Annotated in this window: 22 protein-coding genes; 18 read left to right on the top strand and 4 right to left on the bottom strand. The window is 58.1% G+C overall.

Features of this window, described 5'->3' with window-relative positions:
• Window position 1 precedes the first annotated feature (1 nt).
• The 4 genes from HNR46_RS12045 (at window position 2) to HNR46_RS12060 (ending at window position 3,659) form a co-directional block, all read left to right on the top strand.
• Window positions 2-913 (top strand): GNAT family N-acetyltransferase, encoded by a 912-nt coding sequence (locus HNR46_RS12045; RefSeq protein ID WP_184019117.1) that lies wholly within the window; start codon window positions 2-4, stop codon window positions 911-913.
• The gene (locus HNR46_RS12050) at window positions 910-2,424 is read left to right on the top strand and encodes an AMP-binding protein (RefSeq protein ID WP_184019120.1); all 1,515 of its coding nucleotides are present in this window, start codon (window positions 910-912) and stop codon (window positions 2,422-2,424) included. Before HNR46_RS12045 ends, HNR46_RS12050 begins: the two co-directional genes overlap by 4 nt.
• 95 nt (window positions 2,425-2,519) lie before the next feature.
• A complete protein-coding gene (locus tag HNR46_RS12055) occupies window positions 2,520-2,750 on the top strand; it encodes a PLDc N-terminal domain-containing protein (RefSeq protein ID WP_184019122.1) in 231 nt (76 codons plus the stop codon).
• A gap of 3 nt (window positions 2,751-2,753) precedes the next feature.
• On the top strand, window positions 2,754-3,659 hold the full coding sequence (locus HNR46_RS12060; RefSeq protein ID WP_184019124.1) for a malate dehydrogenase: 906 nt from the start codon (window positions 2,754-2,756) through the stop codon (window positions 3,657-3,659).
• 114 nt (window positions 3,660-3,773) lie between these two features.
• On the opposite strand, the gene HNR46_RS12065 is transcribed toward HNR46_RS12060, so the two are convergent.
• Window positions 3,774-4,997 (bottom strand): saccharopine dehydrogenase family protein, encoded by a 1,224-nt coding sequence (locus HNR46_RS12065; RefSeq protein ID WP_184019126.1) that lies wholly within the window; start codon window positions 4,995-4,997, stop codon window positions 3,774-3,776.
• A gap of 171 nt (window positions 4,998-5,168) precedes the next feature.
• Between HNR46_RS12065 and gspG the strand changes: the two genes are divergently transcribed.
• The 11 genes from gspG (at window position 5,169) to HNR46_RS12120 (ending at window position 15,292) form a co-directional block, all read left to right on the top strand.
• Window positions 5,169-5,609, top strand: a complete 441-nt coding sequence (gspG, locus tag HNR46_RS12070) for a type II secretion system major pseudopilin GspG (RefSeq protein WP_184019128.1) — start codon at window positions 5,169-5,171, stop codon at window positions 5,607-5,609.
• Complete coding sequence (locus tag HNR46_RS12075) at window positions 5,581-6,150, top strand: prepilin-type N-terminal cleavage/methylation domain-containing protein (protein ID WP_184019130.1); 570 nt, start codon at window positions 5,581-5,583, stop codon at window positions 6,148-6,150. Before gspG ends, HNR46_RS12075 begins: the two co-directional genes overlap by 29 nt.
• Complete coding sequence (locus HNR46_RS12080) at window positions 6,147-6,572, top strand: type II secretion system protein (RefSeq protein ID WP_184019132.1); 426 nt, start codon at window positions 6,147-6,149, stop codon at window positions 6,570-6,572. The genes HNR46_RS12075 and HNR46_RS12080 overlap by 4 nt, the downstream gene beginning before the upstream one ends.
• The gene (locus HNR46_RS12085; RefSeq protein ID WP_184019134.1) at window positions 6,569-7,285 is read left to right on the top strand and encodes a type II secretion system protein; all 717 of its coding nucleotides are present in this window, start codon (window positions 6,569-6,571) and stop codon (window positions 7,283-7,285) included. The genes HNR46_RS12080 and HNR46_RS12085 overlap by 4 nt, the downstream gene beginning before the upstream one ends.
• Window positions 7,282-8,211 (top strand): type II secretion system minor pseudopilin, encoded by a 930-nt coding sequence (locus HNR46_RS12090; protein ID WP_184019136.1) that lies wholly within the window; start codon window positions 7,282-7,284, stop codon window positions 8,209-8,211. Before HNR46_RS12085 ends, HNR46_RS12090 begins: the two co-directional genes overlap by 4 nt.
• A complete protein-coding gene (locus tag HNR46_RS12095; RefSeq protein WP_184019138.1) occupies window positions 8,208-9,452 on the top strand; it encodes a hypothetical protein in 1,245 nt (414 codons plus the stop codon). The genes HNR46_RS12090 and HNR46_RS12095 overlap by 4 nt, the downstream gene beginning before the upstream one ends.
• Before the next feature lie 55 nt (window positions 9,453-9,507).
• Window positions 9,508-10,035 carry a hypothetical protein gene (locus HNR46_RS12100; protein WP_184019140.1) on the top strand — a complete coding sequence of 176 codons (528 nt, stop codon included), beginning with the start codon at window positions 9,508-9,510 and terminating at the stop codon, window positions 10,033-10,035.
• On the top strand, window positions 10,032-10,553 hold the full coding sequence (locus HNR46_RS12105) for a hypothetical protein (protein ID WP_184019142.1): 522 nt from the start codon (window positions 10,032-10,034) through the stop codon (window positions 10,551-10,553). The genes HNR46_RS12100 and HNR46_RS12105 overlap by 4 nt, the downstream gene beginning before the upstream one ends.
• A 67-nt stretch (window positions 10,554-10,620) precedes the next feature.
• Window positions 10,621-13,098: a type II secretion system protein GspD gene (locus tag HNR46_RS12110; protein ID WP_184019144.1), complete on the top strand. Its 2,478-nt coding sequence runs from the start codon at window positions 10,621-10,623 to the stop codon at window positions 13,096-13,098.
• Window positions 13,099-13,234: 136 nt separating this feature from the next.
• Window positions 13,235-14,809, top strand: a complete 1,575-nt coding sequence (locus HNR46_RS12115; RefSeq protein ID WP_184019146.1) for an ankyrin repeat domain-containing protein — start codon at window positions 13,235-13,237, stop codon at window positions 14,807-14,809.
• Between the two features lie 39 nt (window positions 14,810-14,848).
• Window positions 14,849-15,292, top strand: a complete 444-nt coding sequence (locus tag HNR46_RS12120) for an acetolactate synthase (RefSeq protein WP_184019147.1) — start codon at window positions 14,849-14,851, stop codon at window positions 15,290-15,292.
• Window positions 15,293-15,301: 9 nt separating this feature from the next.
• On the opposite strand, the gene HNR46_RS12125 is transcribed toward HNR46_RS12120, so the two are convergent.
• Both HNR46_RS12125 and HNR46_RS12130 read right to left on the bottom strand, forming a co-directional pair.
• Entirely contained in the window at window positions 15,302-16,825 is a 1,524-nt protein-coding gene (locus HNR46_RS12125; protein WP_184019149.1) for a S1C family serine protease, read from the bottom strand.
• Entirely contained in the window at window positions 16,822-18,306 is a 1,485-nt protein-coding gene (locus HNR46_RS12130; RefSeq protein WP_184019151.1) for a S1C family serine protease, read from the bottom strand. The genes HNR46_RS12125 and HNR46_RS12130 overlap by 4 nt, the downstream gene beginning before the upstream one ends.
• 97 nt (window positions 18,307-18,403) lie before the next feature.
• Here HNR46_RS12130 and HNR46_RS12135 point away from each other — a divergent pair, with 97 nt between their 5' ends.
• Together HNR46_RS12135 and HNR46_RS12140 are read left to right on the top strand one after the other, a co-directional pair.
• On the top strand, window positions 18,404-19,450 hold the full coding sequence (locus HNR46_RS12135) for an FUSC family protein (RefSeq protein ID WP_184019153.1): 1,047 nt from the start codon (window positions 18,404-18,406) through the stop codon (window positions 19,448-19,450).
• A gap of 929 nt (window positions 19,451-20,379) precedes the next feature.
• On the top strand, window positions 20,380-21,774 hold the full coding sequence (locus HNR46_RS12140; protein ID WP_184019155.1) for a tetratricopeptide repeat protein: 1,395 nt from the start codon (window positions 20,380-20,382) through the stop codon (window positions 21,772-21,774).
• 301 nt (window positions 21,775-22,075) lie between these two features.
• Here the strand turns inward: HNR46_RS12140 and HNR46_RS12145 are convergent, their stop codons facing one another.
• Window positions 22,076-22,573: a hypothetical protein gene (locus tag HNR46_RS12145; protein WP_246418063.1), complete on the bottom strand. Its 498-nt coding sequence runs from the start codon at window positions 22,571-22,573 to the stop codon at window positions 22,076-22,078.
• A gap of 171 nt (window positions 22,574-22,744) precedes the next feature.
• Between HNR46_RS12145 and HNR46_RS12150 the strand changes: the two genes are divergently transcribed.
• On the top strand, window positions 22,745-23,218 hold the full coding sequence (locus tag HNR46_RS12150; protein WP_184019157.1) for a PTS sugar transporter subunit IIA: 474 nt from the start codon (window positions 22,745-22,747) through the stop codon (window positions 23,216-23,218).
• Window positions 23,219-23,226 lie beyond the last annotated feature (8 nt).

A 23,226-nucleotide genomic window follows, 5' to 3' on the forward strand; every position in this document is an offset into this window, starting at 1 on the left:
CATGAAAATTGAACCAATGGAGACACGGGGAACGACCGCTGACGAGATTTGGGCGGTGGAGGGTGGGCGGGCTCGCGTGGGGCTCTGGTATGAGCAGGCGCCGGAAGGCATGGGAGGGCGGGTCGGATGTTTGGGGGGCTTTGAGGCGAGGGATGAAGCGGCGGCGGGATGGGTGCTGGAGAAAGGCTGCGCTCGGTTGAGAGAAATGGGATGTGCGATGGCTGTAGGGCCGATGGATGGGAATACCTGGCGTCGGCATCGCTGGGTGACAGATCGGAGGGAGCGCCCCGCGTTTTTCATGGAGCCATGCAATCCTCCTGAATGGCCGGTGTGGTGGGCCAAGGCAGGTTTTGACGTGCTTTCGCGCTATTCGTCGTCGCGAATTCAGCTCGGCGAAATGCGTCCGAATCTGAAAGCACTGGAGAGGCGATTGACTGCAGAGGGGGTGCAACTTCGCCCCCTAGCGATGGCTCGGTTTGAAGAAGAGTTGGGAGGGATCTATCAGGTGTGCATCAGTTCGTTCTCGAAAAATTTTCTCTACACACCGTTGGATCGGGAATCGTTTGTGGGGATGTATGCTCCGCTGCGTGAGGTCATCCAGTCGGAGTTTGTTTGGGTGGCGGGGAATGGAGACGAGCTCTGTGGGTTTGTTTTTGGGGTTCCTGATGTGGCAGCCCAGCAACGAGGGGAGGAAGCCGATTTCATTGTGAAAACTCTGGCGGTTTTGCCTGACAAGAGATGGGCAGGTTTGGGCAGCCTTCTCGTGGATCGAGTTCAACAATCGGCGATGGATGCAGGGTTCCGGCATGGGATTCATGCTCTCCAACGAGAGACTAACCCGTCCCTGAGAATCACCGATCGGTTTGGGGGACAGAGGATGCGTGGCTACGTGCTGATGTCGAAAGTGCTATGAATCTCGTCGATCATTTGGAGCTGCAGGGTTCTCTTCAGCCGGAGGCTCCTGCCTTGGTGGAAGGATCTGGGAAGTGGGTGAGCTTTGGTGAACTTCGCCGATTGAGCGAGGGGGTGGCCGCGAGGCTCGTTATGAATGGTTTGAAGCCGGGAGACCGGGTGATGGTGTTTCATCCGGTTTCCATTTCCTTGTATGCTTTTTTACTGGGGTGCTTTCGAGCTGGCGTGGTGGTGGTTTTCGCAGATCCGTCCGGAGGGCGAGAGTTTCTTGATCAAGTGGCTCGTCGGGTGGAGCCGGTCGGATTCTTTGGCAGCCGCAAAGGACATGCGTTGCGTTGGCGTTCGCGGCTTCTTCGAAGCATCCCTAAAGCATTTCATCCAGAAGGTTGGTGGCCGCGATCGGTCGAGGCGATGAGGGTTGGCGGGGAAGCCGAGATCTTGGATGTGGGTGCTGAGCATCCTGCGTTGATCACGTTTACCAGTGGCAGCACGGGGCTGCCAAAAGGGGCGGTGCGCACCCACGGGTTTCTGTTGGCACAGCACGCGGCGCTGAGTGAGGCGTTGCAACTGAGGTCGGGCGAAAGGGATTTGGTCACCTTGCCGGTATTTGCGTTGGCGAATTTGGCGAGCGGAGTGACGAGCGTCGTGGCAGATGCGGACTTGGGGAGGCCAGGGGAGGCGAATGCGCGGCGGATTCGACGGCAGTGTCAGCAATGGAGGGTGACTCGGGCGACGGGGTCGCCTGCGTTTTTTGAGGCATTGTTGCGAGGGCCAGGCTTTCCGGAGTTGGAGAAGATATTTACCGGGGGAGGTCCGGTGTTTTCTGACTTGGTCGATCGCCTGAAGGCGGCTCGTTCCGAAATGGGCGTCACGGCGATCTATGGTTCGACGGAAGCCGAGCCGGTTGCAGAGTGGACGTGTGGGGGATGGACGGAAGCCTGTCGGGAACAGGTGGCTGGTGGAGGCGGGCTACCGGTCGGGCGACCGGTGTTGGAGGTGGCGATTTTACCGGATCGATGGGGAGAGTCCCTCCACGCGCTGTGCCCTGAGGCATTTTCAGCAATGAAATTAAAACTCGGAGAGCGTGGCGAGATTCTGGTGACAGGCCCGCAGGTTTTGAAAGGCTACTTGGATGGCAGGGGTGATGAAGAGACCAAGGTTCGAGTGGGCGAAACCATTTGGCATCGAACGGGGGATGCCGGTTGGTTGGACGAGAGGGGCTGTCTTTGGCTCGTGGGCCGTTGCGCCGCACGGATGGGGAATCGGTATCCGTTAGAGATTGAGGCAGCGTTGAGGGAAGTCTATCCGCGGAAGAGAACGGCCGCGGTGGCGTGGCAGAATCAGGTGATTTTGGTGGTGGAAGGGGAGGTTGATTCGGCCATGGAGGTGCGAGCTCGTGAGTTGGGATGTGACCGGGTCCTCTCGTTCCCTGAGTTACCAATGGATCGGCGGCATCAATCGAAAGTGAACTACCCAAAGTTGATGGAGAGGCTCGCTCGGTCATTGGGTTGAGCGTTTCCGCGGAAGGGTGACGGATCGAGGTTGATGAGAAATTGGGTCTCGAAATGGAATCGACGATGGAGTGAGCAAAAGTTAAGCCTTTCACCATGAATGCTAGTTCTTCGATGGAGGGGGCTCCGATATTTTTGGTGGTGATCTTGCTGCTGGTCGGTGTTGTCGGTTGGGGACTTTGGCTGTGGTCGCTGATTCACTGCATCCGGAATCGTTATTTGTCGGATCAGAATCGACTGATCGGGATCGTGCTGATCGTGGCACTCAGCCTGCTTGGAAGCCTCGTGTATTTGTTTTTGCCGAGGGAGCGGGAGCTGCAGCGCTGACGAATGAAAGTGTCGATCATAGGTCCCGGTGCGGTCGGGATGACGTTGGCCTATACCCTGATGTTGCGGAGGATTGCTCGCGAGATCGTGTTGGTGGGAAGAAACCGTGAGAAAGCAGAGGGAGAGGCCCTCGACATGATGCATGCCCAGGCATTTTTGCAGGTGCCAGTGCGTGTGGATGCCGGTGACGTGGAGGATGTCGCAGGCAGCGAAGTTGTGGTGATGTGCGCCTCGGTTCCGGTGCCACCTGGGATCACGGATCGCAATGAAATGGCGCGTGGCAATGTCCTTCTGATGAAGGAGTTGCTTCCGCGTGTCGCCGAGGTCGCTCCGGAGGCGAAGCTATTGATGGTGACCAATCCGGTGGATCCGCTGACGTGGTTGGCAATGGAATTGACCGGTTTTCCGCCGGAGCGAGTGATGGGCACCGGCACTTTGGTGGATTCCATTCGGTTCCGTGAGTTGCTTTCAGGGATGTTGTCGATTCATCCCGACGACTTGCGTGCCTATATTCTCGGGGAACATGGCGAGCGTCAGTTTCCCGCGATGAGCGTCGCGCAATCCGGCGGAGAGCGGATCGAGGACACGGCAGAACGTCGAGCGCTGTGCGAAAGAGCGAAGGGGCTTGGAATCGAGGTTTTCCGGAAGAAGGGCAACACCTGCTATGCGATTGCCCTGGCCGCGGCGTATGTTTTGGAGTCGATGTTGATGAACGAGCGGAGGACGATGCCCTTGAGTGTGAAGATCGATGGTTTCCTCGGAGTGGAAGGGGTGTGTTTGAGTCTGCCGGTGGTGGTGGGGAAACAGGGGATCGAGAGAGTCATCCGTCCGGATCTCAATGAGCTGGAGCAGGAATCCTTTCGCGAGGCGGCGAAGGTGGTCCGGCAGGTAATTGAGGCAGTGGGGTAAGGCTCGGAAGAGGGACTCCCGAGCGACCGACGGGTCACAAAAGAAGCGTCAGCACCCGGAGATGCTGACGCTTGAGGAGATTCGAGGGGCTTTGGGGCGGAGTGGGGGATCGACTCAGGCCACTTGGAATGCGGCCGCTTGATCGGGGGTCAACTCGACGCAGGTCCAGGGGAGCCCGTGGGCATTCAGGTCCGCCATGAAGGCGTCCGGGTCGTGCTGCTCCATGTTCCAAACGCCATCTTTGCGCCACGAGCCTTCGAGCATTTGCTTGGCACCGATCATTGCAGGGACTCCGGTGGTGTAAGAGATGGCCTGGCTCCCGACTTCTTCGAAGCACTTCTCGTGATCGCAGATGTTGTAGATATAGACGGCTTTCGGTTGGCCGTCTTTGACGCCGGTGATCACGTTGCCGATGCAGGTGCGGCCCTTGGTGCGCTCTCCGAGGTCGCCAGGGTTGGGGAGCACGGCTTTGAGGAACTGAAGAGGAATGATTTCCTGCCCCTGATAGATGACGGGGTCGATGCGGGTCATGCCCACATTCTGCAAGACTTCCAGGTGCTTGAGGTAGTTGGGGGAGAAGCTCATCCAGAATTGAGCCCGGCGCAGGGTAGGGATGTGTTTCACGAGGGATTCGAGTTCCTCGTGGTACATCCGGTAGATTTCGTAGGTGCCAACTTCTTCCGGGCAGGTGAACGACTGATGCAGGGACATGGGGGAGGTTTCGACAAACGTTCCGTTTTCCCAGTGGCGGCATTCGGCGGTGACTTCACGGATGTTGATTTCCGGGTTGAAGTTGGTGGCGAAAGCGTGGCCGTGGTTGCCGCCATTGACGTCGATGATGTCCAGTGTGTGAATTTCATCGAAATGGTGCTTCAGGGCCCAGGCGGTGAAAACATTGGTGACGCCGGGGTCGAAGCCGGAGCCAAGCAGGGCGGAGCGACCTGCCGAGAGGAACCGCTCCTGAAGATTCCATTGCCAGGAGTATTCGAACTTGGCGACGTCCTTGGGTTCGTAGTTGGCAGTGTCAAGGTAGTCGCAACCCGCTTCCAAGCAGGCTTCCATCAGGGTGAGATCCTGATAGGGCAGGGCGACATTGATCAGGAGCCGTGCTCCAGTCCGGCGAATCAGTTCGGCGGTTTCGGCGACGTTATCGGCATCGACCTGAGCCGTGGCAATTTCCCGGCCGGTGCGCATTTTCACGTCGGCTGCGATCGCTTCGCACTTGGAAACCGTGCGGGAGGCGAGCGTGATTTCACCGAAGACCTCGGGAACCATGGCGCATTTGTGGGCGACGACATTGCCGACGCCACCGGCGCCGATGATCAGGACCTTGTTCATGATGGCGGGAGTTAGCGGCGGATTGGGCTTCTGCCAAGGGAATCGACGGAAATCGTTCGAATGCAGGGGGATTTTTTCGCCAAAATTGGGAACATTTTTGCGACAAGTTTGGATTCCCGCGGGTTTGATTCCGACATAAGGGTCCTCGCGACTTCCACGTTCTAAGAATTCATGAAACTTCCCGAAACTCCCCGCCATCGCCGGGCTGCCGGCTTCTCGCTCCTCGAAATGGTCATCGTTCTTGGCATCATCGCTGTGATCATCGGTGGCGCCATCACGGTCATGGGCAAGGTGGGTGATGGTGCGAAGCGCACCCAAGTGAGCGCGGACTTCAATGCCGTGGGCTCCGCGCTGCGGATGTATCAAACGAACAACGGGCGTTTTCCGACCACCCAACAAGGCATTGATGCCTTGGTCAACAAGCCCTCGAGCACTCCGGTGCCGAAACGCTGGACCAAGCTGATGGACCGCGTGCCGACGGATCCGTGGGGTGAGCCGTATGGATACAAGTTCCCTGGCACGGTCGACAACACGATGTTCGAGATCATCAGCAAGGGTCCGGACATGCAGCAGGACACCGAGGATGACATCAGCAGTCAGAAGGACGAGTGATCGCCGCCCGGGCGGTTTCACGCTGCTGGAGATCATCATCGTGCTCGCCCTGTCGGTGATGATCATCGGCGGGGCCGCAGGGATGATGTATTTCAACCGCGATGAGGCCCGTCTGAACAACGCCGTGGGCGAAGTCGAAGTGCTGGCCAAGCGGGCTCGATCGCTAGCGACACTTCAGCAGAAGCCTTATGCTCTGGAGTTTACGGCCCATCAGGTGAATCTGCTGCCCTATGCTGAAGCCTTGATGGATCCCAACGACCGCGACTATTACCTTCAGGCCGCGGTTGAAAGGGAAGGCGAGATCGCCCCAGTGACTTCGAGCTTCGTGGTGGACGATGATCTGATGGTTCTCGTCCGCCGTTGGGCGACGGGGACGTGGCAACCGGTCGAAAGACAGGATCGGCAGATCTGGCGCTTTGATCCTCAAGGTATTTGTGAGCCGCTGGGCGTCCGCCTGGAAACACAGAACGGGAATTGGATTGCCGTCCTTTTCCATCCACTGACTGCCGCGGTTGCGGAATCTGAAAGCGAAATCCGATGAAACGTCCCTGCCCACCGAAACGCCCATCAGGCTTCCTCATGCTCGAGGTGGTCCTGGCGCTGGGTATTTTCGGGATGGTGGCGACGGCATTCGCGGTGGCATTGGCCCGGACTTCCGATGCGGCACAGCTTTCCCAGCGGCGGATGCAGATCAATCGGATTCTCGACAGCGCGTTGACCGCGACCTTGTCGTTGCCGACCTTGGAAGAAGGTACGGAAACGGCGGTTTTGGACGAGGAAATTGGGGGTGCGCAGGTGGAGGTGGATACGGTGGTGATCCCCTTGGAGGATTTGGTGAACCAAGACGGGCAATCTTTGCAGGAAATGTACCGCATCGTGGTGACGGCGCACTGGTTTGAAAATGGCGAGTGGCAGGAGGAATCGGCCGACACTTGGCGCTATTCGAGGATGTACCAGCCATGAACCGTCATTTTTCTCGCACGCCATCGAATCGTTCGGGTTTCACCTTGTTGGAACTGGTGTTGGCAATTGGGCTCTTGGCGATTTTGGTCGGCATGGTGATGTCAGTTGCCACACAGAACATCGCATTGGGCCGGGCGGTGGTGGATCGCCAGAACGAGGTGAGTGTCGAAACGGCATTTTTTGAGATGCTTTCCCGGCAATTTTCGCAACTTCCGGGCAACACTCGGATGGAGTTGGTGAGTCAGGATTCCGGGGCGCAGTACCTTTCGGATCTGACCTTGCAGAATGTTCCCTCGACCTTCACCTGGGGTGGGGGAGAGCAGGTAGCGAAGGCAATCCAGTTGTCAACGGTCCGTCGCCGGGATGGGTTGCTCGACATCGTGCTGCGCTACTATGAGAACCCGATTTTGGAGGAAACGACGGAAGAGGACGAAACGGCGTTGCCAGGCGACGACGAGCCTTTTGCTGAGATCGTTCTGTTGGAGGACGTCTACATTTTTGAATGGGAGGTTCTCGACGGTCGCACCATGGAGTGGGGATATGATTGGGATTTGGAGGGGCGCTTACCTCTGCAGATGAAGTTGACGTTCATGGCCAGCTCGGTTTCGGAACCGATCACCCACATCTTCTGGGTGACCCCAAAGCAAAATCCTGAAGTGGTGATGCGACAACTGCAGCAGACTCAATCCCGTGACAATAACGTAGTCCGATGAATTCTCGCAGTATTCAACCACGGGGTGTCGCGCTGTTGGCGGTGATCTGGCTCATCGCCTTGCTTTCATTTGCGACCGTGGCGGCGATTCGAGTGGTGGCATTCGATCTCGATGTCTCCAACTCGAGCATTCATGGATTCCGCGCGAAGCAACTCGCGGAAATGGGGATTGCTTTGGGTTGCAATCCGGCGATCGAGCGCACGGACCCGATTCTGCACCAGTATTCCGAAGAAACGGAGGAGGGCTTTGAAGTGCAACTGCGGTCAGAGGGCGGGAAATTCAACATCAATTACCTGCTTGCCCAGAAGGATGAGAATCTCCTCAAGTCGATGTTCATCGACTGGGGAATCACGGTGGAAGATGCCGGAATTTTGGTCGATTGCCTGACAGATTGGATCGACGAAAACGATGAGATGTCGCTGAACGGGGCGGAAGAGCAGTGGTATTCGGCGGAGGGGCGAATCAATCAGCCTTTCAATCGCTTGTTCTACAATTTGGACGAAATGCGCCTCGTGAAGGGGATGGAGATGGTCGAAGCCTACAATCCGAATTGGCGGGATTGGTTTTGCATTTGGAGCGGGGGACCGCTGGATTTGAACGAGGCGTCCGCCGAATTGATCGCTGTGGCAGCGGATGTCACGGTCTCGGAAGCGGAGCTGATTCCTGAGACGGTTCGTGGACCCGATGGCATTCGGGATACCGACGACGACCAGCCATTTCAATCGGCGGAGCAAGCGCTGTCGCTGCTTGGCGTGGACAGCAGCTTGCGGCCAGAAGTCGCGGGGCGATTCACTGTCAACGACACCACCACTCGTATTGAAAGCATCGGCGTGGCCACCAGTGCCCGTCGCAAAATAACTGTCATTGTCCGCAACCGTACCGGTCAACCGGCGGTTTTGGAACGAACTGAGGAAGTAGTCCCTTGAGCAAACCGATCGAATACTCACTGCTGCTGCCTGGCTCCAAGGGCTGGGAAGTTTGGAAAAAGAATGCCGAGGGTCGCTATGAGCGGGCGTCGGGCGATGATGGTCCGCTGTTGGCTGGAGAGCTGGAAAACATCCCTAGCGGTGAGCTGGCGATGCTGTTTCCGGTCCGCGAGCTGCAAGCGATGCCGTTCCGCGCCGCCAGTACCGAGGATGAGTTGTTTGAGGACCTCGCCGTGATGCACGCCGAGCGGCTGGGGATTCGCCCGGACCCGATGGCGGGGCAACTGAGTGACACGTTTGTGGTGGAGCGGGAGGTCGACAGCACGGTGCTCGTGCAGGTGGTGATCCAGAATCCCCGTGATGGGGAGCTTCCGGCAAGGACTCCAAAGGAGTTCGATCTTTCGCCGCGGGCTTACGCCGTCTCGGGCAATGAGGTGTGCTTGTGGAAGGAATTGGGACGGTGGGTGTTCGCTTTGTACAAAGGCGGAAAGTTGATTTACTGCCAGGCCACCTCAGCAAGTGGAGACGAACCGAATGAGGCGGTATTGCGGGAAATTCGGCTGGCGGTGAGCCAGCTGAACATTCAGGGGCTGAAGGTGATGCCGGATGTTTGTCGAGTGTGGCCTCCGGCCGCGGAGCTGGGGGTTGCGGGCGCCCTGGAGGGGATTTTCTCCCAAACGATTGTCGAGCGGCGTCCCGATCCGGATTTTCCGGAACCTCCCAGCAAGTTGCTTCCTGCTGACGTGCGGGCTGCCCGGCGTGAGCGTCAAAAGCGAAATCAAATTCTGGCCGGGGTCGCGGTGTTGGGGATCGCCTATCTCGGATTCGTGGGTTGGAAGGGTTTTGAGCTCTGGCAAAGTGTGAGCAAGCGCAACCAGCTAGCTCAGGAAGCAGCAGCAGTGGCAGGCGAGTCGGGAGTTTTTCAGGAGCATCAGTCTCGGTGGGACGAGTTGGGTCCCTTGGTGGACGATACTCACAGTTTGCTGGAGGTGATGTTAGAGATCAAACAGGCCATTCCTCCGAACTCGGGCCTGCGTCTCAAAACGGCGGATCTGAATTTGGCCGAGGATTCGTTCCGGTTGATCGGTTCTGCGCCCCAATCGTCGCCGATCAATGTCTTCTCCCTGAATTTGAAGCGCAATCCGACGCTTCGCAGCTGGCTTGAATGGAGCACGGAACCGCCTGCCAACAAGAATGGCAGCTGGGATTTCAGCTTCTCCGCCATTCCTACCGCCGAGTGAACCTTTTGACCGACAACTCCCGTGTTGAGCGGGTTTTCCTCCTCCAGACCGCAGCATGAACGACCGCGAAAAGAAACTCCTCATTGGCTTGGGTGTCGCCCTGTTCGGCGTCGCCAACTTAGGGGCGTTCAAGTATTTTGAAACGACGCAGAAGAAGGTGGTGAAGCAGATCCAGCAGCATGAGCAAACGCTGGAAATTGCTCAGTTCGCCCGCGAACAATCGAATGCGGTTCAAGGGGAGATCGAATGGCTCGAGAAGAACCAAAAAGATCCCAAAGAAGCCGAGTTGGTGCCCTCCGAATTGGAGAAGTTCGTGACGGGACGCGCTGCGGCTGCGGGCCTGACTTTGACTCGCCCCAAGATCCTCGACAATCGGACTGACGGGGCCTTTTTCGAACGGGCCCGATTCCAGATCAGCGTTTCGGGCAAAGAAGAGGCTCTCTATCGCTGGTTGACCGAGCTGCAGAGCCCCAAGGATTTCCGTGCCATCACCGCCCTCCGTCTGAGCCCGAATCGCGAAGATGACACGCTCATCGATGCCGTCGTGCAAGTGGAGGAATGGTTCCAACCGAAAGTGCCATGAAAGCGATTTTTTTCCTAATCCTGAGTGCTGTGCCCCTGTTGGCAGCGCCACCGAAAGAACCGAGCGTCAATCGCTACCGGACCTTGTGGACGGATTCGCCATTCACCTCCAAGCCCCCTCCTGAAGCGGGCCCGGTGGCGGTCAATCCATTCGAGGACTATTCCTTGGGGGGAGTGACCAAGCTGGAGGATGGTTATTTCGTGGTGCTCCTGAATTCCAAGGATCCCGAGAAGAAGCAACTGCTCCGGCCTGGGGTGAAGTCCGAATTCGAAGTGCTTGATGTCAAATGGTCGGACACCAGTTGGAAAGAAACCACGGTTCGGTTGAAGCGTGGAGCTCAGACGGGGAGCATTTCGTTCGATGATTCGCAGCTCTCTTTGAAAGCGGCACCGGCGGCTCCGCAGCCTGCTGCTCAGAACAACAATCCCGTCCCGGCGGCCCAGAACAACGATAACAACGCGAACAACGAGCAACGTCGTCGGCCTCGGCCGCGAGTGGTCGTTCCACCCAAGAAGTGATCGCCTCCCTTATCTTCTCCTTTCGAAATCCCTGCCCAAACGATCCTCCGATCGATCTCCCTGATTCATGCAACTAAATCGCTACGCCCTTTTGCTTCTTGCTGGCGCGACTCCCATTCTGGCTCAGAACCCGGGGCTTCCACCGGGTTTGAATCCTAACAACCGCCCACAGCCGGGCGAGAGCGCGGCTCCCGGAGAATTGACGGTCGATATGGCGCCTCCTCCCGGCCCCGTCGACCCGGAGACGGTGATCAACGAGGACATCATTCAGGCCAAATTGAATGGCGATGATTTGGCGGAGCTTTACCGGCGCTTTACGGGTCGCCGCGTCACGGTGAGCCCGGAAGCGGCAGCGGCAGAATTCCGCTTCATCCAGCGGGCCCCCATGACGTATCGGGAGGCTTCGTTGCTGCTCAAGAAGGCGGCCTTGTTAAGTGGTTTCGTCTTTGTGCCGGATCCGAATCCGGGCTTGGAGAATCACGATGTGCTGGTGACGGCTGCCGGTGGTGTCAATGCCAAGGGCGAGGGCGTGGAGGTGGTTTTGGACCCGATGGATCTCCCGGAAGATGATCGGGTGGTTTCCTACGTGATGAATCTGAAGGTGATCAAGCCAGACGAGATTCAGCGTGTGTTCACGACGATTGTCGGACAATTTGGGGCTTACGGTTCGATCACTCCCATCCCGAATGCGGGAGCCGTGGTGATCACTGAGAAAACATCGCTCATTCGCCGACTGATTGAGTTGCAGAAGGAAATCGACGTTTCCAGCACTGTCGCTACCCGATTCATTTCGGTTCAGTATGCGGATGTCACCGAATTGGCGGAGACGCTGAATGAGATTCTCAACACCCAGCAGCAGCAGCAACGCTCTACGGGGGTGAACCGCAGTGGGGGAGGCAATACCGCCAATAATGCGGCAGCCAATGGTTTGCCTGGTGGTGCTGTTCCCGGCAATACGCCGACAGCCGCAGCTGCGGCTGGTGGTGTGAGCAGCGCTGCTGAAGAGGTACCGATCCAGATTGTTCCCGACAGCCGGACCAACCGGATTTTTGCCATGGGGCGTCCGGTCGATATCGTTTTCATTGAGGGACTGATTGCTGAATTCGACGTCAAGACGGACGAACGGAACTACCTCCGGCGGAAGCTGCGCTTTGTGACGGTTTCGGACTTCTTGAACATTGCCGAACCGGCTCTGATGCGGGCTTTCTCAGGCTCTTCTGATGGCAGTGCGAGTGGTGCGAGTGCGAGCGGTGCCAATTTTGGCGGTGGCGGTTCGTCTCGATCCAGCCGGAATTCCTCTAGCACCTCTGCTTCAAATAGCCGCAGCAACTTTGGCAGCAGCAGCACGGGTGGCAGCGGTAGCAGCTTCGGTGGTGGCTCGACGGGTTCGTCGATGGCCGGTGGAAATGCCTTGGATGATCCGGATATCAATAGCGCCCCTGAAGCGCGTTTGGTGGGACGGACTCTTTTGGTGGCCGACAACATCACCAACTCCCTGCTGGTGCAGGGTCCGCCAGCGAGCGTGGAGATCATCAACAATCTGTTGGATGAGATCGACGTGAAGGCCGATCAGGTGATGATCTCCGCCGTCTTTGGCCAGTTGACGCTGACCGACGGTTTCGAATTGGGGATCGATTATCTTCAGAATCTCTCCGGTAAGGGGGACTTTGCGGCACGGGGTGGAAGTGGCGATTTTCCTGAGCTGCTTCTCGACGGCACTGGATTCGATCCTGGAAGCCTCGCGTCGTCCGCTGGATTGGGTGTTTACGGTCGTTTCGGAAATAACTTCAACGTCGTGCTGAGTGCCCTGCAAACGGACTCAAATTTCAAAGTGATTTCACGGCCGACGATTTTCACGGCCAACAATCGCAAGGGTTTGATTTCTTCGGGTCAGCGCATCGCGATTCCCACGAGCACCTACAACAGTGGCACCACGGGAACTTCGACGAACATCGAATACCAGAACGTCTACCTCACTCTTGAGGTCGTGCCGTTGGTGAACTCGGACAACGAGATCACCTTGGAAATCTCTTTGGTGAACGAAGAAGTCGGAGAGAATCGTCAAATTCCCTCGGGAGAGCAAGTTTTGGAGATTCCAGATATTTTGAGCCGCCAGGTGCTGACCTCGGTCACGGTTCCCAATGGATCGACGATTGCGTTGGGCGGATTGATCAGCTCCACTCTTCGGGATTCGGTGAGCGGCATTCCACTGCTCAGTGATATCCCAGGGATTGGTCGCCTGTTCTCGTCTTCGTCGAAGACGGAAGCCCGCTCGGAGCTTTTGGTGTTCATCCAACCTCAGATTGTGAAGGACTCGGATGACCTCTACGACCTGCAGGCCGACAACGACGCCCGTTACGACGTCGCTCAGGAAGCTCGGGATTTCAGCGCGGGTCCGGCGGTGATTCAGCAAGCGCCCGTGGTCGAAGTCCAAGGGAAGAATGGCAGTGGCCAGGCGGTGGTCGTTCCCGTCGTTGAGGAAGATGCGAGCCGCGATCGCTCCCGCCGGTTGTTGGGGCGTCCTGGCTCAGGATTCCGGCGTTAAGAGATTCCGACCTCCTCCTTTTTGATTCCCGCAGAGGCGGCCCATTGCGGGCCGCCTCTCGCTTTTTTCCGGTGCATTTCCGCGCGGGAGAGCTTGGCGATTGAAAATCTAAGATTTCCGTAGTATCTGGGCCGCCATGAATCCGAAGCAATGGCTAATGGCGGGAATGGTGGGGGTCGGCACCCTAGGTCTTCCCGCATGCAAACAAGAGCCGGGTTCCGGGGAGCGGGAGCAGGTGAAGGCCGCCGGCTACGAAATGTCTCAAGAGGCGTTTTTCCGGGCAGTGGAAAGTGATGATCTCAGCGCGATGAGCTCGATGATCGCTGGTGGGATGGATCCTCAGGTGAGAGATTCGACGGGGCGCACTGCCCTGCATGCCGCAGCAGGAACGGGTGCGATCAAGGCGGCAAATGAGCTGTTGAATCGGGGGTTGGAGATGGATGCAGTCGACGAGAAAGGCCGAACTCCTCTGATGGAAGCGGTGCTCCAATCGAGTCCGGAAATGGTGCGCTATCTATTGCAGCAAGGTGCCGATCCGCGAGCCAAGGACGCTGAGCAGTACAAGCCGTTGATGTTAGCCGTGAGGGAAGGGAGAAAAGATTTGGTTTCGCTATTGGCGCCGTATGTCCGGGAAGATTTGGACGATGCCTTGCTGGCGGCGTCGATCATGGGGCAGGCTGAAGTGATCGATGAGCTGACCAATTATGGTGCGAGTGTTTATGCCCGATTGGAGGATGGCAGGACTCCGTTGATGCTGGCCGCTCAGCATGGGCGCGTCGAAGCGGTGGATATGTTGCTTTCGATTGGAGCCAATCGCCTGACGATGAATACCGATGGTTTCACCGCGGCAGAGTTGGCGCGAGAAGCGGGCTACGAAGAGGTAGCGGCTCGTTTGGAAGGTGCTCCGCAGGAGGAGGACTTTGAATTGACCGATACCGCAGAGCTTTCAGAGGAATTGGCGGCTGCCGTGGCCCCCGATGTAGCGGCCGCTCAGGGTTCGCGGGTCGACGGGGAAGAAATCTCCATTGCCAGTGGAATCCGTGGTGATGGACCTACCGGGGAGGAAGCCCGGGATGCGATGGTGGCATCTGGCTCTCCGGTCGGTTCCTCTGAGGTGGTCGAGCTGGAGGGTGCGGTGGTTCGATTCCCGACGTCAGGCTCCGTATCCGGGTTGGCTGCCGGTCCTGGGGGAGAGGGAGCCGTCAGGACCGCTGCGTCTGAAGAGCCGAAGGCAAAGGAAGCCCCGTTGGTGATGCGGTCCTATCGGCAGCGTGAATTGCCGATGAGGTTGGAATCTGTAAAGGACGGGCAGGCAGAGATTCAAATCGTCGGGGGGTCACGCCATGAAGTTCGCGAAGGGGACGGGATTCCTGGAACACGTCTCAAGGTGGTGAAGATCGAGCGTCGGATGCAGAGTGGAAAGGAGCATCAGGGGCAGCCCATGGAGGTTTCGCTGGTGGAGGTGGAGGATGGGGGGAATGGCATGCGGCGAGACTTGATCGTTGGGCTGCCGGCGCTGTCTCATGAGCCGGTCGCCTTGGTGGAAGATGCTGCGGGGGGACGTTATTACGTCGCACGCCGGGGACAGCGGTTTCAAACCGAGCAGGGGGATGAATTCGTGGTGGACGACGTCCGCCCGAATCAGTTGATCCTAGAGAATCTTCAGACGGGTGAAATGACGACGGTGCCCTTGGTGGGTCCGCGGGGTTAAGGCCAACGTAGAAGCGATCAAAAAATCATGGATCCAGAGATGTTAGAGCCCGACGAGCTGGTTACCCAGTTCTCGGTGATGCTCCAAAACCGTGCCGGGGCCTTGGCTGCCTTGGTGAAATTGCTGCGCAACAATGCGATCGAGGTCGTGGGAATCAGCGTTCAGGATTCCCGCGATGCGACGATTGCGCGGTTGGTGGTGACGGATCCCGACACCGCGACTCAGATCTTCATCGAAAAGGGGATTCCGTTTACGACTTCCCCGTTGGTGGTGGTGGCTCTGAAAGAGTGTGGGCCGGGTCTGCTGCAAGTGCTTGATACGATGATGGTCGGAGAAACCAACATCGATTTCGCTTATGCTCTGATGCCGTCTGACAAGGGCAATACACTGCTGGCGATGCACGTTGAGGACACGGACTTCGCCATGGAATTGCTGAATAAGGCCGGCTTCAAGTTGCTCCGCCAAGGCGACTTGAGCCGGTGAAGAGCCGATTCACTCCAATCGGGAAAGGCGGCTGAGTCCGCGCTGCAACAGTTGGCCGTCGACCACCGTGGAGACGGACTCATCGAGTTCGATGGGAACTTCCTGGTCGTCGAAACGGATCGTATGGAGGCCGTTTGCAGGAACGGTTTCGAAGGCCTGGGCGAGCGATTTCATGTCCCGGATCGGCTGTTCGTTGACTTCCGTGACGATCAGATTGCGGAGGGATTCATAGCCGATGGTGGCAGGGGTGGGAATGACACCGGCCAAGAAAACGACATGGTCCATGCGATCCTCAAACGCCTCGGGGTTGTCGTAGGCCTCGAGCAGGTTCAGCGGAGCATTGTCGCGCCACTCTTTTCCGAAGGAGCGAAGGAGGTCTCGGGTCAGTTCTTGGAAGACCAGTCCGCCTTTGACGACGAAGCGAGGTGCTTCACCGAAGGTGTGGAGAGGGACCAGAGACGATTCACGACGGGTCAATGTGGCCTCAAGCGTTTGCTTCTCGCCGTTGCGGATGACTTCCAGAGGGAGTGTCGCCCCGACTGGTTGAGCTCCGCGAACGAGGTGCGACCAGAAAAGCCGACCGTATATCGGGTGTTGAATGTATCCGGTGGGGTCGACTTCGAAGCCGGCAATGGAGGTGACCACGTCGCCGACTTGGACGCCGGCAGCTTCGGCAGCGCCCCCTTTGAGCACTCCAGAGATATAAATACCTCCCGTTTGGGGATCGAGGCCCAACCAGTCTCGAAATTTGTCGTCATCGAGGGCCGCGGTGCTGATCCCGAGAGAGGGGAAGCCGACATAGTCTCCATCGGCCGCGTCGGCGAGGAAATGGCGGACGATTTCGGTGGCGGTGATGTCGCTGAGTTGATCGGAAGAGCTGTAGCTCGTGAGCAATCCTGCCAGCTTCCCATCCTTAAGCGCGGGCAATGTGAAGCTGCTGGCCGCGGTTTGCATCGAGGCCTTCAGTTCATAGGTCAGGAAATACTGGCCGGGCAGGAAGTTCGAAACGACATCCATGCTCTGGATCAAACCATGGGTGATCAGCGGAAGTCCGCTGTTCTCAATTTGCACGATGTCGAGTTCATCGCCGATTTTCGAATCGTCGGCGAGATCGAGCGGCTCCAAATCGGCCGAGAACTCGTCGTCGTCGAGCGCGAGCAGGGCAAGATTGGCCTCGTAGTCCACGGCCGTCACGGTGGCGGGGGTGAGTTTGCGTCCGTCTGAACTCTCGAGCTCGATGAAGGTCGAGTCGGCGACCATTTCTGCGGTGGTGAGAACCTGATGGTTCTTCAGGACCGCACCGAGGGAGCGGCGTTGGCGTGGCTCGAGCTTTTCCCATGGCTGGCCTGGATTCCAAGCCTGGTAGGTGGTGTTCACCCGCACCACGGAGTGGGTGAGATCCGCCGCTGGCACGGGGGCCTCCGGAATGACCACCACAGGTGGAGTTTCGCTCGGGGCAGGGGCCGTTCGATCGCAACCGGTGAAGACAAAGCTGCCGGCGAGGGAATAGCAAATCAGGTGGCGGGCTCTCATTCCTTGAGGTTCACAAGTTGATCGATTTCGTAGGTCCGTTGGACGCGGTCATTGGCATCGGCCACCTGATCGGCAGGCAGCACGAGCGGACGTTTGCCACCGAGGAATTCGATGACATGAAAGCCTTTTTCGGGAGTCTGGGACAGCAGCTCCTGAGCTTGGTCAAGGGTGGTTACGGTCGTGCCATTGATCTTGTCGACGGCCATGCCCTGGAACTCATCGAGGCGGCTGTTGATCGGATCGGCGAGAAGGCGGGTCATGATCACAATATCGGGACGCTCGAGGAAAATCCCCTTCGACAGGTAGTCCTGATAGAGGGCGCGCACGTGGAGGTCATTGAAGCTTTCGGAAGCGAAAAGGTTGGTATCGAGAGGCTGGAAGACCAGCCCTCCAAAGACGATGTAGCGGGGCTGCTTCTCGTATTGGATGGCGTACATTTGGTTCTGCGGCAGATTTTTCAGGGGGATATCCTGATCATGCCAAACCCCATCGGAGCGGTAGCGAAGTTGGACAGTGTCACCTGCAAACTTGCGCTCGACGATCTCTGAAAACTCGACCTTGGCACCATCAATGAGGATTTGCCCGGCACTGTCGATGGGGTGGCCATCGATGGAAACGAGGAGGTCACCTGCTTTGAGGAATCCGTCGCAGGTTCCGTGCGAGATGACGTTGCTGATCAGAACTCCCTGTCCATCCGCGGGAAGTTGCAGGGCCTTCCGCATGGCGGGGTTGAAGAGGGGGAAGGTTGAGATGGCGAGATCGACGTAGTGATCGTAAGAGCCGTCCTTGATATCGGTGAGGAAGCGATTGATGACCGGAGTCGGGATGATGTAGCCGGTATTGTCGGCATCACGACGGCCTTGGAAGGCGACACCGATGACGCGTCCGTCTTGCAGAACGGGACCGCCCGAGTTGCCTGGGTTGATCGCGGCGTCAATTTGAATGACGAGGTGCTGGTCGGCGCGGGAGTGGGAGTAAGAGGAGTAGTCGATTCGAGAAACCACGCCGCGAGTCACGGAGAGGCGATCTCCACCGATGGGGTAGCCGATGACGCGCACTTGGCTCTCCAGTTCGGGAACTCCGCCGATTTTGAAGACGGGGAAGTCGTCGAAATCGGAGAAATCCTCGACGGAGAGCAGGGCGAGGTCGCAGTCGTGGGCGATGAAGTCGACTTTGGCGGGGTATTTTTCCGGACTGCCATGGACGGTTACCAAAAGGCGGCGGGCATTCGAGACGACGTGCGCGTTGGTGAGAATCTGGTTTTTGCCAATGATGAAGCCGGTGCCGATGCCGCCACCGAAGCGCCCGCTGTTCCAGGGTGCCGAGTAGTCGGGAACCTGAACGGCAGCTTCAATGCGAACGACCGAGCGGTAGATTTCCGAAGGGGCGCCAGCGGGTTTGTCGGGGATCCTTGCTTGGCCGAAGAGTGTGGCCGGAAAAAGGAGAAGGGCGGAGAGAAGAACGAAACACCTCGCGGGCATGGACGTTAGGCTACGAAGCTTGTTGGGGCTGGCAAGGGGGAAGGTGCAGGGAACCGGGTCTTGTTCTACGGGAAAAAATCGGACATCCCTCCGCGGCATGAACCCGCAGGCCGCATCGGATGATATCGCGAGTCCTCGTCCGGCTCCTCCTTGGCAGATTCCTCTGCTGGCAGGGATGGCGGTGGGGGTTCCGCTTTGTGTGGCGGCATTATTGAGAAATCCCCCGGTGGGGATGTTGGTGGCGAGTGGAGGCATGTCCCTGCTCTATCTTCCACGCAGCTATCGATCGAAGTCGGAGCGGCTGAGGCGATTGGCGGCGTGTGGCGGTGGCTTGGTTTTGTGCTTCGCACTCGGTGCTCTGGGGGCCATCCATCCGGTGGTGAGTGTGGCGGTGCTCGGCGGGGTCACGTTGGCGGCGGTGGTGATATGCAGGCGGTTTGCGGTGGCTCCACCGGCCAGTTTCTTCTTTGTGCTCACGACTGCGGTCGCGGGGCATATTCCATGGGATGGGGCGGCACTTCCGATAAAAACCGGATGGGTGGCTCTTGGGGCTGTTTGGGCATGGTTGCTGGCGAGGGTTTTGTCAAATGGGGCCCCCCCGCAGCGGCCTGCTCCCGAGGGAACTCCTGGCCCCGACCCCAATCTTCCGGCCCTGATGGTGGAGGCATCGATTTTGGGAGGAGCGGTGGCGTCTTCCGTGGCGCTGGCCATGATTCTGAAATTCGGGAATCCCTACTGGGCCGCTGTTTCCTGCATCGCCATTCTCCAAGGAGCGACTTTTCGAGCCGTTTGGCATCGGCATTTTCACCGGATTCTCGGCACGGTCGTGGGAGTGGGTGTGTCTTGGTGGTGGCTCCCTCATTTCGGGGATCCGATGACCCTCGCAGTGATGGTGACCGTCTTGATGATGATCGTGGAGTATCTGGTTCCCCGCCACTACGGGTTGGCAGTGGTGCTCATCACTCCACTGGCGATCGGATTTTCTGAGTTCGCGTCGGGAGGATTGCCGATTCACGCGTTGCTGTGGTCGCGGCTGATCGAGACGATTTTGGGGAGTGCGGTGGGAGCTCTCGCAGGGAGTTTGGTGCATCATCCGAATGGTTGCCGGCGTGCAGCAAGGTGGGTCGAGGGGTGGCTGAATTGAAGTTCGTGACCGCGCGCACGGTTGGGGAGGTCGTCTCTTCAAGAAAAGGGGCAGGGAGGAGTTCGTAGCGACGAGTCCGAGGGAGCTTCTCAGGAGGAACGAGGTGGTCGAAAGGGGAGAGTCGCTGTCGCCTAATCGCGGGAAACGGTGAGGGGTGGGGCGCGGTGTCGCGAAAATGACTACGGAGTCGATTACGGGAATGCCGACAGGGAGGGGGGCAGGCCGACAAGCTTGGATCGGGGAATCGGTTATTTTGTCCTTCGACGGCGATCGGTTTTGATCGCCGTAGGTTGGCCTGGCGAGAGGTCCTTCAAGGGAAAGTTGGGAGCGGTTGAAACGTTGGTTTCAAGGGATGGAAGGCCGATGAGTTCGACGGATTCATTCAAAGAGAACGCTGTGAATAACCTGAGGAAAACAAAAATTATCCACACTCAAGCCAGGGTTGGTTTGAAGGAATTGCTAGTTTGAACCTTGGTGATGGCGAAATCTGTAAAAATTTTTATAAAAAACGAAAATCAAGAGAGTGGCGAAAGATTGTGATCATTCGTTTGAATGAAGTTTTTGAGCACTAAAGAAGATTCCTGGTTGGGAAGAACAGTTGTTTTGAAGGCTTCGAGTTATTCACAATTTGTTGAAAAGTCGTTGGAATGAGGTGTCCGTTTGAAGGGATCAGGGGAGCTGACAGAAGGCCGAGACCAAGGAGCGAGGAAGGTGAGCGGCGGCGGGGAAGGGGCGATTTGCGAGGGGCTCTCCGGAGGGAGTGGGGAGGGGACGGCGGTAAGAATGGGGGGTGGGAGGCCCTGAAATCAGGGGGATGGTTCCCGTTCCGGGCCGAACCGGGGGCTTGCCAACCGGCCCTGCAACTCGCATTTTCCGTCCACGCTCTCCCGTGAGGGAGGGAGGAGTCTCACTTTTTCAAAAATCCCACCATGTCCGAAATCACCGTAGAGCAGCTCGATCCATCCGTTAAATCCCTTTACGAAAAGGCGCAGGCCGCCGTGCAAAAGAGCAATCCCGGGTATGCCGTAAAGCTTCTGCTTTCGGTGGTCAAAGATGCCCCGGGATTCCTCGAAGGCCGTCAACTGCTCCGGAAGTGTGAGGCGGCAGCCACGGGTGGGGCGAAGAAGAAGGCCGGGCTATTCGGCATGAAGTCAGGCGGCGGCCTGGGAACCATGAAGCTCACCTCGGCGGTGAAGAAGGACCCCCTGTCGGCCCTTCCCGTGATTGAAGGGGAACTGGAGAACGATCCCTACAATCCGGAGGTGAACGATGTGCTGTTCAGTGCGTTTGTGGCTCTGGGTTGGGTGGATAGTGCGGCCTTCGCGCTGGAAACGATCCGCCGTGGTTATCCCGAGCAGACGAAGTATCTTCACAAGCTGGCGGATTTCTATTTGAGCCACAGCCGGAGCATGAATGCCGCGGAGGTGTATCGGGACATCATCAAGCACGACCCGACGGATTCGGTGGCGATCAAAGGCGAGAAGGACGCGACGGCCCGCGCTTCGATGGAGAAGCAAAAGTGGGGTGAGGGCACGAGCATGAAGGACCTCATGCGCAACAAGGCCGAGTTCGAGGAGATGGAAAAGGCATCCCGGACGGGCTTGACTCGCGAGCAGCTGGAAGAGCGCCGCGATGACCTCGCAGTGAAGTACGCCGCGGATCAGAACAATCTGGCGGTAGTGAAGGAATTGGCGAGCGTCTACGAGCGTCTTGAGGACTGGGCCAATGCTCAAAGCTTCTACGAGTGGGCCTTTGCTCTTTCGAACGGGGACGTGGCTTTGCGGTCCAAGGCAGATGCGATGAGCGACAAGACCAAGGAGCTCGAGATGGCCGATTTGGAACGCCGGGTGCAGGAAAACCCCGACGATCCGGAAGTGAAGGCCATCCTCGAAGAGCGTCGCAAGGCGCGCATCGCCGAGGCGGTTGCCGATGCGACCCGTCGTGTGGAGCAGAACCCGACCGACCCGATTCTGCGCTACGAACTGGGCAAGGCGCTTTACGATTCGGGAGACTTCAGTGGTGCGATTCCGCAGCTCCAACAAGCCAAGCGGAACCCGCACATTCAATCGAAGGTGTTGCTCCTGCTGGGGCGTACTTTCAAGGCCAAGGGCATGCTCGACATGGGTGTCAAGCAGCTGGAATCGGCCCTCGAGGATCTTGTCCAGATGGACAACACCAAGAAGGAAGTGCTCTACGAAAAGGGCCTGCTCCACGATGAAATGGGCAACAAGACCGAGGCGATTGCCTGCTTCAAGGAGATCTACGAAGTCGACTACGGCTATCGCGACGTCGCGGAGCGCGTGGAATCGTCCTACTCCGGTTGATTCTTTGATTCCGCCTTCCCTGAGGGCGGTTCACTTTTCCATCGCCCGCTCTTCGGTCCACGGAGGGCGGGCTTTTTTGGTGAAGACCACTTGTCGGTGGCGGGAAGGGGAGTCGGATGGAGCGAATTCACGTTTCGATGCTCCCTCGCTTGGAGATGGGTCATCCTTCGTCTGAGTAGGCCGAGCGGTGAGCTTGCCCAAGGGGCGTCAAGGGATCCGGTGAATCTGTCACCAGGATGTCGGAACGGCTCCGAAGAGGGGAGGGGCGGCGAGCGCCGACCTCATGCTTCACAGGAGAGCTTTACCGAGGATAAAGAGTGATGCGGGCCGAGTCGTAGCGGTCATCGGGTCGGAAGAGCCACCCGGGCTGGCGTTGGATGAGCTCGTAACCCGTCAGCATGAACTCCGGAAGAATCTGGTTGCTGTTGGGGTCGTAGGCTTTTTTGCCGGTGTAATAGCCACGAATCTTGTATTCGTAGTTTTGGTCGAAGCCGTAGCGTTGCCCTGAGGGGCCATTTTCCGGGAGTCGATCGGGAGCGTGTTTCTTGTCTTCCCTCAGCAGCACCAGCTGGGCGCGGTCCCAGGATTCACGGGGACGACGGAGGTAACCCCAGAAGCGAGTTTTCTGAACGTAGTAGCGACGGCCCACGAAGTAGTCCCCTTTGGCCTCCGAAGAAATGGCGGCTTGGCGCTCCTCTGTGGTGGGGCCACCCATGTTTCCGGTGCCGATGGTGCCGGCACATTGACAGAGCAAGAGCCCTGCTGCGAGGAGGGGGAGGCGGGTGAAGAGGCGAATCATACGGCGAGCGAGGTTATGCGCGACCGAAAGCCCCTCGCAAGTGCCAATGGTGTGGCGTAGGTTGGGGTCGCCTACGTGGAAAACCCGCTTGCAAGGATTTGGAGAGGGGGGTAAGCACGCCGGCCCGAGCGCGGTCGGTTCCGCGTTTCCTTGGAGATTCCGCAATCCCGCATGAAGCTCGCCTCTCTCCTGACCCCCGATTTGGTCATTCTGGATATGCAATCGGACGAGCACCTTCCGGCGATTGCTGAGTTGGTGGATCACCTCGTCTCCTTAGGGCAACTGGATCGCGGACTGCGCGACGAGATGCTGGCCGCCTTGTGTGCGCGGGAAGAGCAGGTCAGCACCGGGATCGGCTCGGGGGTGGCCATCCCTCACGCGTTTTCGGAAAAGGTCAGCGACGTGGTGGCGGTGTTCGGCCGCTCCAAGGAGGGAATCGACTTCGAATCTCTCGACAATGGGCCGGTCCATTTCGTGATTTTGTTCATTGTCCCGAAAAAGGACTACCAGCTCCATCTGCGGACCTTGGCGGCCATTGCCAAGATGTTCACCAACTGCGAGATCCGCAAGCAGCTGGCCGCGGCACCGAGCCGAACTGAGATTCTTGATATTTTGGCTGGAAAGCCGTCCGGGAACCCGGCGTGACTTTCCGC

Source organism: Haloferula luteola (assembly GCF_014201715.1).
GTDB classification, from domain to species: domain Bacteria; phylum Verrucomicrobiota; class Verrucomicrobiia; order Verrucomicrobiales; family Akkermansiaceae; genus Haloferula; species Haloferula luteola.

Excerpts from the sequence above, each read along its gene's own strand:
- HNR46_RS12045 (WP_184019117.1), top strand. The coding sequence starts at position 2 with ATGAAAATTGAACCAATGGAGACACGGGGAACGACCGCTGACGAGATT.
- HNR46_RS12050 (WP_184019120.1), top strand. The coding sequence starts at position 910 with ATGAATCTCGTCGATCATTTGGAGCTGCAGGGTTCTCTTCAGCCGGAG.
- HNR46_RS12055 (WP_184019122.1), top strand. The coding sequence starts at position 2,520 with ATGAATGCTAGTTCTTCGATGGAGGGGGCTCCGATATTTTTGGTGGTG.
- HNR46_RS12060 (WP_184019124.1), top strand. The coding sequence starts at position 2,754 with ATGAAAGTGTCGATCATAGGTCCCGGTGCGGTCGGGATGACGTTGGCC.
- HNR46_RS12065 (WP_184019126.1), bottom strand. The coding sequence starts at position 4,997 with ATGAACAAGGTCCTGATCATCGGCGCCGGTGGCGTCGGCAATGTCGTC.
- gspG (WP_184019128.1), top strand. The coding sequence starts at position 5,169 with ATGAAACTTCCCGAAACTCCCCGCCATCGCCGGGCTGCCGGCTTCTCG.
- HNR46_RS12075 (WP_184019130.1), top strand. The coding sequence starts at position 5,581 with ATGACATCAGCAGTCAGAAGGACGAGTGATCGCCGCCCGGGCGGTTTC.
- HNR46_RS12080 (WP_184019132.1), top strand. The coding sequence starts at position 6,147 with ATGAAACGTCCCTGCCCACCGAAACGCCCATCAGGCTTCCTCATGCTC.
- HNR46_RS12085 (WP_184019134.1), top strand. The coding sequence starts at position 6,569 with ATGAACCGTCATTTTTCTCGCACGCCATCGAATCGTTCGGGTTTCACC.
- HNR46_RS12090 (WP_184019136.1), top strand. The coding sequence starts at position 7,282 with ATGAATTCTCGCAGTATTCAACCACGGGGTGTCGCGCTGTTGGCGGTG.
- HNR46_RS12100 (WP_184019140.1), top strand. The coding sequence starts at position 9,508 with ATGAACGACCGCGAAAAGAAACTCCTCATTGGCTTGGGTGTCGCCCTG.
- HNR46_RS12105 (WP_184019142.1), top strand. The coding sequence starts at position 10,032 with ATGAAAGCGATTTTTTTCCTAATCCTGAGTGCTGTGCCCCTGTTGGCA.
- HNR46_RS12110 (WP_184019144.1), top strand. The coding sequence starts at position 10,621 with ATGCAACTAAATCGCTACGCCCTTTTGCTTCTTGCTGGCGCGACTCCC.
- HNR46_RS12115 (WP_184019146.1), top strand. The coding sequence starts at position 13,235 with ATGAATCCGAAGCAATGGCTAATGGCGGGAATGGTGGGGGTCGGCACC.
- HNR46_RS12120 (WP_184019147.1), top strand. The coding sequence starts at position 14,849 with ATGTTAGAGCCCGACGAGCTGGTTACCCAGTTCTCGGTGATGCTCCAA.
- HNR46_RS12125 (WP_184019149.1), bottom strand. The coding sequence starts at position 16,825 with ATGAGAGCCCGCCACCTGATTTGCTATTCCCTCGCCGGCAGCTTTGTC.
- HNR46_RS12130 (WP_184019151.1), bottom strand. The coding sequence starts at position 18,306 with ATGCCCGCGAGGTGTTTCGTTCTTCTCTCCGCCCTTCTCCTTTTTCCG.
- HNR46_RS12135 (WP_184019153.1), top strand. The coding sequence starts at position 18,404 with ATGAACCCGCAGGCCGCATCGGATGATATCGCGAGTCCTCGTCCGGCT.
- HNR46_RS12140 (WP_184019155.1), top strand. The coding sequence starts at position 20,380 with ATGTCCGAAATCACCGTAGAGCAGCTCGATCCATCCGTTAAATCCCTT.
- HNR46_RS12145 (WP_246418063.1), bottom strand. The coding sequence starts at position 22,573 with ATGATTCGCCTCTTCACCCGCCTCCCCCTCCTCGCAGCAGGGCTCTTG.
- HNR46_RS12150 (WP_184019157.1), top strand. The coding sequence starts at position 22,745 with ATGAAGCTCGCCTCTCTCCTGACCCCCGATTTGGTCATTCTGGATATG.